Here is a 7,590-nt window from a genome sequence, read left to right as displayed (position 1 = left end):
CCCCCGAAAAACCCGGCACCCCCCTGAAGATTTCCTTCGACGACTTCACCGTCCAGGGCCCCACCCCCACCCCCTCCCCCTGACATACGCCCGCCACAACCAACGCAATGCTCGCTACGGAACCTCGCGCCGATGACCGCCGCAGGGGGTCAGGTCGAGGAGCGGACGATCAGTTCCGTGGGGAGGATCACGGAGCTCACGGGGCCGCCGTCTATGTGGCGGAGGAGTAGGCGGACGGCGGCTCTGGCCTGGTCGGTCATGGAGGAGCGGATGGTGGTCAGCGAGGGAATGGTGTAGGCGGCGGCGTCGATGTCGTCGAAGCCGATCACGGCCACGTCGGAGGGGACCTGGCGGCCGGCGGCGTGCAGGACGCTCAGGGCGCCGATGGCCATCAGGTCGTTGGCGGCGAAGACGGCGTCCAGGTCGGGATCGTCGTCCAGGAGGCGGCGCATGGCCTCGGCGCCGGAGGCTCGGGTGAAGGTGCCCATGGCGACCATGGAGCGGCGTTCGGATTCGCCCAGGGCCTGCTGGTAGCCGGTCAGGCGGTCCTGGGCGGCCACGCTGTCCAGGGGGCCGGCGATCATGGCGATGCGGCGGCGGCCGGTGGCCAGCAGATGGCGGACGGCGGTGACGGCGCCGCCGACGTTGTCGGCGTCGACGTAGGGGAGGACGCCGGGGGAGGCGGAACGCCCGAGACCCACCACCGGGACGCCGGTGCGCAGCAGTGAGGCCGGCAACGGATCGCTGCCGGGGCCGGGGAACAGCACCGCGCCGTCGACCTGGCCGCCGGTGACGTACCGCTCGGCGCGCAAGCGCGTGCGGGGGGAGCCGGCCAGGACCAGGGTGACGTGTTTGCCCGCCTCCTCAAGAGCATGACCGGCCGCGCGGACCACCACGGAGAACAGGGGATCCTCCCCGCGGGTCCAGGGGGCGTCAGGCACGACCAGCGCGACGCCGTCGGTGCGCTCGGTGACCAGGCTGCGGGCCGCGGAGTTCGGTACGTAGCCGAGCTCGTCGACGGCCTGCATGACGGTGGCGCGGAACTCTTCGCTGACGGTGGCCTCGCCGTTGATGACCCGGGACACGGTGGACCGGGACACCCCGGCCCGTGCCGCCACCGCCTCCAGGGTGGGACGCCGGGCCCGCTCGGTGTGCAGCCCGTTGCGCCGGATCACGTCGCGGTACCACACCGCGCTGTCCTTGGGCAGCCGCCGCTGGGTGGCGTAGTCGACGTGCACCAGCCCGAACCGCTTGGTGTACCCCTCGGCCCACTCGAAGTTGTCCAGCAACGACCAGACGAGGTACCCCCGCAGGTCGGCCCCCGCCTGGATCGCGTCGTACGCGGCGCGCAGGTGGGACTCGAGGTAGGCGATGCGGTCGGCGTCCCGCACCCGGTCGTCCGTCACCACGTCGTCGAACGCGGCGCCGTTCTCGGTGACCACCAGCCCCACCCCGGGGTACTCCCGGGTCAGGTGCTCCAGCAGCCGGGACAGGCCGGTCGGCACGATCGGCCAGCCCATGGCGGTCGTCGGCGCGTACGCCCCGCAGAACTCGACGTCCTCGGTGCCGGGGTACGCGGCGTTGGACGGCTCGCCGGGCCCGGAACGCACCACGCACGGGGTGTAGTAGTTGATGCCGAGCAGGTCGACCGGCTGGTTGATGGTGGCGAGGTCGTGGTCGTGGATGTGGCCGAGACCGGCGACGCGCTCGACGATCGGCAGGATGCCCGGGGGGTACTCCCCGCGCAGCGCCGGGTCGAGGAACTGCCGGTTGAGCAGGGCGTCGACCCGTTCCACCGCCTCGGCGTCCTGCGCGGACAGCGTGAGCCCGGGGTCGTTCACCTGGCCGGGAGTGATCACCGGGGCGAGGTTGAGCATCAGGCCCACCGTCTGCGCGCCGCCGGCGCGCAGCGCCTGGGCGGCCAGGCCGTGCCCGAGCATCAGGTGGTGGGCGGCGCGGAAGGCGTCCGCCGGGGAGGTGCGGCCGGGGGCGTGCGCGCCGATGCCGTACCCGACGAACGCGGAGACCCAGGGCTCGTTGACGGTCATCCAGGCGGCGACGCGGTCGCCGAGGCGGTCGTGCACCACGCGCGCGTAGTCGGCGAGGCGGTGGGCGGTGTCCCGGGACGCCCAGCCGCCGAGGTCCTCAAGGGCCTGCGGCAGGTCCCAGTGGTAAAGGGTGAGGTACGGCGTGATGCCGGCGGCGAGGAGGCCGTCCACCAGGCGGTCGTAGAAGTCGAGCCCCGCGGGGTTGACCGGCCCCGACCCGGTGGGCTGGACGCGAGGCCAGGACACCGAGAAGCGGTACGCCATGAGGTCGAGGCGGTCCATCAGGCGGATGTCGTCGGCGTACCGGTGGTAGTGGTCGCAGGCGGTGTCGGCGGTATGGCCGTCCAGGATGGCGCCCTGGCGTCTGGAGAAGACGTCCCAGATCGACTGGCCCCGGCCGTCCACGGCGACGGCGCCCTCCACCTGGTAGGCGGCGGTGGCCGCTCCCCAGACGAAACCCTCGGGGAAGACGAGGGTCTTCCCGCGCGTGGCCACAGTGGTCGCCGTCATCGTCCCGCAGCTCCTCTTGCTCCCGCCCGTGGGGCGGCGCTGGTGCCACCCCGCCCTGCCGGGCGTCTTCACCAACGTTGTACACGACGAATGAGGGCCCGGGCAGGTCACGAACGAGCCTGTGGATAACTCGCCGGCAACGGGTGGGCCTGTGGACGGAGGGATGGGCAGGCGGCCGGGGGGAACAAGGACCGGATGAGCGAGGTTGGCCACGATCGATAGTGACCGCCCGATGCAGAAGGAGCCCAGCGCCATGCATGCCATCGTCGTCTCCCGCCCAGGTGGGCGGTCCGCGCTCGAATACACCGAAGTGGCAGACCCCTCCCCCGGACCCGGCGAGATCGTGGTCGACGTCGCGGCCGCGGGCGTCAACTTCACCGACGTCTACCACCGCGAGGGCCGCTACCCGCTGCCGACGCCGTTCACCCTCGGCTCGGAGGGCGCGGGCACCGTCTCCGCCGTGGGTCCCGACGCCGGGGACGTGGCCGTCGGCGACCGGGTGGGCTGGGTCGGCGTGCTCGGCGGCTACGCGGAGAAAGCCGTGATCCCGGCGAACCGGGCCATCCCGCTGCCCGAGGGCGTGTCCTTCGACCTCGCGGGCGCCGTGCTGCTGCAGGGCCTGACCGCGCACTACCTCACCCACTCGCTGTACGAGGTCACCACCGGGGACGACGTGCTCGTGCACGCGGCGGCCGGCGGCATGGGCCTGCTGCTCACCCAGATGGTGAAGCTGCGCGGCGGCCGGGTGATCGGCACCGTCTCCACCGAGGAGAAGGAGAAGCTGGCCCGCGAGGCCGGCGCCGACGACGTGCTGCGGTACGACGGCTTCGCCGACGCGGCGCGCGAGCTGACCGACGGCAAGGGCGTGCACGTGGTGTACGACGGGGTCGGCGCGGCCACCTTCGACGGCAGCCTCGCCGCGCTCCGCCTGCGCGGCATGCTGGCGCTGTACGGCGCGGCGAGCGGCCCGGTGGAGGCGTTCGACCCGCAGCGGCTGAACCAGGGCGGCTCGCTGTTCCTGACCCGGCCCACCCTGGCCCACTACACCGCGACCCGCGACGAGCTGCTGTGGCGCGCCGAGGAGGTCCTCGGCTGGGTGGAGTCGGGGGCGCTGAAGGTGCACGTCTCCGGCCGTTACCCGCTGGCCGACGCCGCGCAGGCGCACGAGGACCTCGAAGGCCGCCGCACCACGGGCAAGCTGCTGCTCGTCCCGTGACCGTGACGTGGTGGCGGTCGCCCTCGCCAGGCCGCCACCACGCCGCGGCGGCCGGCGGTCAGCCGGAGGTCGCCATGCCGAACAGCACGACGCCCAGGTAGACACCTCCGGCGATCGCTATCACGTGCAGCACGATGGACCACACGCGCAGAGCGGTCTCGTTCCTCATCGTCCTCACCTTCACCGGGAGCCGTTCAGCAGGCGCGCCTTGGCGGCGGCGTACTCGGCGTCGTCCAGCCTGCCCGTGCGGTGCAGCGCGGAGAGCCGTTCGAGCTGGCCCACCAGGTCGCCGGAGCCGGCGCCGCCCGACGGCACGTCCTGCGGGCGCAGCTCCACGAAGCGCGACGACGCGCGCGCGGGCGCGTCCACGGGCGGCGCGGGCGGCGCGTCCTGATCGCCGGGCAGGGTCACCGAGGTCGTCCAGCGCACCACGCCCGGCCCGGGCGGCGGCGGCGCCGGCACGGGCGCCTGGCCCCAGAACACCGACCGGAGCGCCTGACGGTTGAACAGGAACACCAGCGGGACGCCGCCCATCAGCAGGAACACCACCGCGCAGATCATGAAACCCCACTCGACGGCGGGCTGGGACGTCGCCGCCTCCAGGAAGGCCCATCCCAGGCTGAGGAACAGCGCGGGCCAGGCCAGCAGCACCACCCTCGGGCCCACCGGCAGCAGGCTGGCGGCGTACACGCCGAGGGCGGCGATGCCGCCGAAGATCGCCACCGGCATGATCCACGCGATGCCGTCCGGACAGGGCGTGGCCACCACGTACGGGCCGCCGCTCCCGCAGCTGCCGCCGATGCTCATGATGGTCCGCGAGCCCAGGAACAGCAACGTCAGGCAACAGGCCAGGCCGCCCAGTCCGAGCAGCGTTCCCAATGATTTCCTGACCAATCGGCGGGGGGTGATCACGCCCGTATGGTAGGTCACCGTCCCGAGTTGCGGAACGTACTATCTGATTTGATAATCCATCCCTTTCTCCACCGATTGCTCGACCAAGCAGTTAACGAAAACTGTCATGAGGCCGCAGGCGTTCAGCCTTCGTCCCGCGACGGCCAGCCGATCAGCCGCGCGCCGATCACCGCGGTCTCCAGCGTGAAACGTTGCGTCGGATCATCGGGCGAGAAACCGGTCAGGCGGCGGACCCGTTCCAGGCGGTACGTCACCGCGCGAGGGCTGATGCCGAGCCTGCGCGCCGCGGCCGTCTGGTTGCCCTGCGCGGCGAACACCGCCTCCAGGGTCTCCAGCAGCGGCTCGGGACCGCCCCTGGCCTGGGCCAGCGGGTCGAGCACCGTCGTGATCAGGTCCTCGATGGCCTCCCTGTCGCGCAGCAGCACGGGGAAGACCAGCAGGTCGGCGGCCTTGAGCACCTGGGGACGCAGGCCGAGCCGGTCGCCGAGCCTGATCGCGTCGCCGGCCTCGCGGTACGAGGTCACCACCCCGCCGGGACCGCGGTGCGGGCGGCCGATCCCGACCCGCCACTCCGAGGCAAGCGCGGCCCGCACGTGATGGGCGAACTCTCCGGTCGCGGCGGTCAGCGCGCCCGGCGCCACGCACACCAGCAGGCCGTCCCTGGCCGCGATCAGGATGTTGTGCGAGCCGAATCTCGCGATCAGCGCCTGCTCGATGCGGCGGATCAGCGGATCTCCGTCCGCGATGGGCTTGGTGTCCCTGGCCACGGCCACGACGTACGCCTCGGCGAGCCGCAGGCCGAAATGCTCGGCGCGCTCGGCCAGCCGTTCCGCCCGGCCCTGGAGCAGGTCGTCGATGAACGCGTGCCTGGCCGCCTCCTCCTCACGCAGGGCACGGTGCTGGGCGCCCTCGTATCCCTCGGCGTACGCGGCGACCGCGCGGCGCAGCGCACCGAGCGTGGAGGTGTCCGCGGATCGCAGGGTGAGCTCGGCGGTGAGCAGGCAGGCGTCCACGAGCGCGCGCATCGGCACACCGCGCTCGGCGGCGGAGGCCCCTCGCGCGCGTAACTCCTCGATGGTGTCCCGGGCGGGCAGGCGGCCGGTCGCGGAGGCCGCCGCCAGAACCGCGGGGTACCCGCCGAGAAGGTCGGCGGGCACCCCCGTCGCCTCGCTCACCTGAGCGAGAACGTTCATCAGACTCCTACATCACGCCGGTCGAAGGAGAGGACGGCGGTCACGACCAGCACGAGCGTGGCTGCGAGCAGCACGAGGTAGTCGACCACCGGGACACCGTTGAACAGGGGGTTTCCCTCACTGTAGTAGCGGAACGGCGAGACCCAGCTCAGCCAGTTCATCACCTCGACGTCCTTGGCCAGGGCGTTCACCACGTAGCTCGCCACCGCGAACGCGCCGGTGACGCTCAGGGCCACGGCCTTGCGGCCCGTCATCGCGCCCACGGTCACCGTCAGGGTGCCGAACAGCAGGACCAGCAGGAACAGGCCGAGGTGCGCGGCGAGGATCCGGCCCGCCGATACGCCGAGGTCCACCGCGTTCGCCGCCAGGAGGATCACCGCGAACGAGACGACGGCCACGGCGAACAGCGCCAGTGCCAGCGCCGCGTAGCGCTCCATGAGCAGGCGGCCGCGGGCGATCGGCAGGGTGAGGGTCAGCTCCAGCGTGCCCGACTCCTCCGGGGCCGCGATCGTGCGGTTGGCGACGGCCACGGCGCACATGATGAACAGCAGCGGGACGAAGAACTGGTAGATGATCGCCTGGAGGAAGCCCGCGCCGCTGGCGATGTCCTCCAGGCCGCCGAGCAGCCTGCGGATGCCGTCGGGGTACTTGGTCATGGCCGCCTGGGAGTACAGGTCGGGATTGTCGCGGATCTGCGTGAAGAAGGAGGTGTATCCCCCGGCGAACAGGCAGATCCCCACGGCCCAGCCGATCAGGGCGCGGCGGTAGTCGCGCAGCGTCTCAAGCGTGAGCGTGGGCATGGTGCTCCTCCTCGCTGTAGTAGGTGAGGAAGATCTCCTCCAGGTCCGGCTCCGCGCTGACCATGTGGACGACGGTGAACCTCGCCGCCGCCTTGATCAGCGCGTCCGGGCGGCCGTCGATGGTGCAGCGCACACTCGCGCCCTCGACCTTCAGGTCCCGCACACCCGGCAGGTCGCGGAAAGCGTCCTCGGGGACCGGTGCGTCGAAGTGGAACTCCACCCGCCGCACGGCCTTCTCGCGCAGCGCGGCGACGTCCTCCACCGCGACCAGGCGGCCGCCCCTGACGATGCCGACCCGGTCCGAGACGTGCTCCACCTCGGCCAGGACGTGCGACGACATGAGCACCGTACGGCCCGCCGCGCGGACCTCGCGCACCATCGCCAGGAACTCCTGCTGCACCAGGGGGTCCAGGCCGCTGGTGGGCTCGTCCAGGATGAGGAACTCCGGTTCGTGCATGAACGCCTGGATCAGGCCGACCTTCTGCCGGTTGCCCTTGGAGAGCTGCCCCATCCGCACGGATATGTCGGCTTCCAGCCGCTCGGCCAGCTCGTCGATCCTGTTCCGCCCGACCCCGCCCCGCACCCCTGCCAGGAACCGCAGGTAGTCCCCCGCCTTCTCCCGCCCCTCCAGCGCCAGCTCCCCCGGCAGATACCCGATCCTGGCCCGCACCGCCGAATCCTTGGGATCCGCCCCGAACACCCGGGCGACCCCGCTGGTCGGCCGTATCACATCCAGCAGCAGCCGGATCGTGGTCGTCTTCCCGGCCCCGTTAGGCCCGAGATACCCGAACACCTCCCCCGCCTGGATCTCCATCGTGAGATCCTCCAGCCCCCGCCGCGCCCCGTAGAACTTGGTAAGCCCCTCGGTCTCCACCACACCTGTCATGCCCCAAATGCTCCCGCCCCGCCCC

The 7,590-nt window shown here is 71.9% G+C and carries 6 protein-coding genes; 1 reads left to right on the top strand and 5 read right to left on the bottom strand.

The features are described 5' to 3' along the window. Positions 1-149 precede the first annotated feature (149 nt). Positions 150-2,558 carry a GH1 family beta-glucosidase gene (locus ACFP1K_RS40620; protein ID WP_380763849.1) on the bottom strand — a complete coding sequence of 803 codons (2,409 nt, stop codon included), beginning with the start codon at positions 2,556-2,558 and terminating at the stop codon, positions 150-152. A gap of 253 nt (positions 2,559-2,811) precedes the next feature. Between ACFP1K_RS40620 and ACFP1K_RS40615 the strand changes: the two genes are divergently transcribed. Beyond that, positions 2,812-3,774: a quinone oxidoreductase family protein gene (locus tag ACFP1K_RS40615; RefSeq protein WP_380763847.1), complete on the top strand. Its 963-nt coding sequence runs from the start codon at positions 2,812-2,814 to the stop codon at positions 3,772-3,774. A 180-nt stretch (positions 3,775-3,954) separates the two neighbouring features. Here the strand turns inward: ACFP1K_RS40615 and ACFP1K_RS40610 are convergent, their stop codons facing one another. The 4 genes from ACFP1K_RS40610 to ACFP1K_RS40595 form a co-directional block, all read right to left on the bottom strand. Beyond that, entirely contained in the window at positions 3,955-4,686 is a 732-nt protein-coding gene (locus ACFP1K_RS40610; protein ID WP_380763845.1) for an SHOCT domain-containing protein, read from the bottom strand. 122 nt (positions 4,687-4,808) lie between these two features. Continuing rightward, positions 4,809-5,879 carry a PucR family transcriptional regulator gene (locus ACFP1K_RS40605; RefSeq protein WP_380763843.1) on the bottom strand — a complete coding sequence of 357 codons (1,071 nt, stop codon included), beginning with the start codon at positions 5,877-5,879 and terminating at the stop codon, positions 4,809-4,811. After that, positions 5,879-6,679, bottom strand: a complete 801-nt coding sequence (locus ACFP1K_RS40600; protein ID WP_380763841.1) for an ABC transporter permease subunit — start codon at positions 6,677-6,679, stop codon at positions 5,879-5,881. The genes ACFP1K_RS40605 and ACFP1K_RS40600 overlap by 1 nt, the downstream gene beginning before the upstream one ends. Next, on the bottom strand, positions 6,660-7,565 hold the full coding sequence (locus tag ACFP1K_RS40595) for an ABC transporter ATP-binding protein (protein ID WP_380763839.1): 906 nt from the start codon (positions 7,563-7,565) through the stop codon (positions 6,660-6,662). The genes ACFP1K_RS40600 and ACFP1K_RS40595 overlap by 20 nt, the downstream gene beginning before the upstream one ends. Positions 7,566-7,590 lie beyond the last annotated feature (25 nt).

The organism is Sphaerisporangium aureirubrum (assembly GCF_042658925.1).
Classification (GTDB): Bacteria; Actinomycetota; Actinomycetes; order Streptosporangiales; family Streptosporangiaceae; genus Sphaerisporangium; species Sphaerisporangium aureirubrum.
Note: the sequence above shows the minus strand (reverse complement) of the source record. Positions and strands in the feature narration are given on the sequence as shown.

Excerpts from the sequence above, each read along its gene's own strand:
- ACFP1K_RS40600 (WP_380763841.1), bottom strand. The coding sequence starts at position 6,679 with ATGCCCACGCTCACGCTTGAGACGCTGCGCGACTACCGCCGCGCCCTG.
- ACFP1K_RS40620 (WP_380763849.1), bottom strand. The coding sequence starts at position 2,558 with ATGACGGCGACCACTGTGGCCACGCGCGGGAAGACCCTCGTCTTCCCC.
- ACFP1K_RS40595 (WP_380763839.1), bottom strand. The coding sequence starts at position 7,565 with ATGACAGGTGTGGTGGAGACCGAGGGGCTTACCAAGTTCTACGGGGCG.
- ACFP1K_RS40615 (WP_380763847.1), top strand. The coding sequence starts at position 2,812 with ATGCATGCCATCGTCGTCTCCCGCCCAGGTGGGCGGTCCGCGCTCGAA.
- ACFP1K_RS40605 (WP_380763843.1), bottom strand. The coding sequence starts at position 5,879 with ATGAACGTTCTCGCTCAGGTGAGCGAGGCGACGGGGGTGCCCGCCGAC.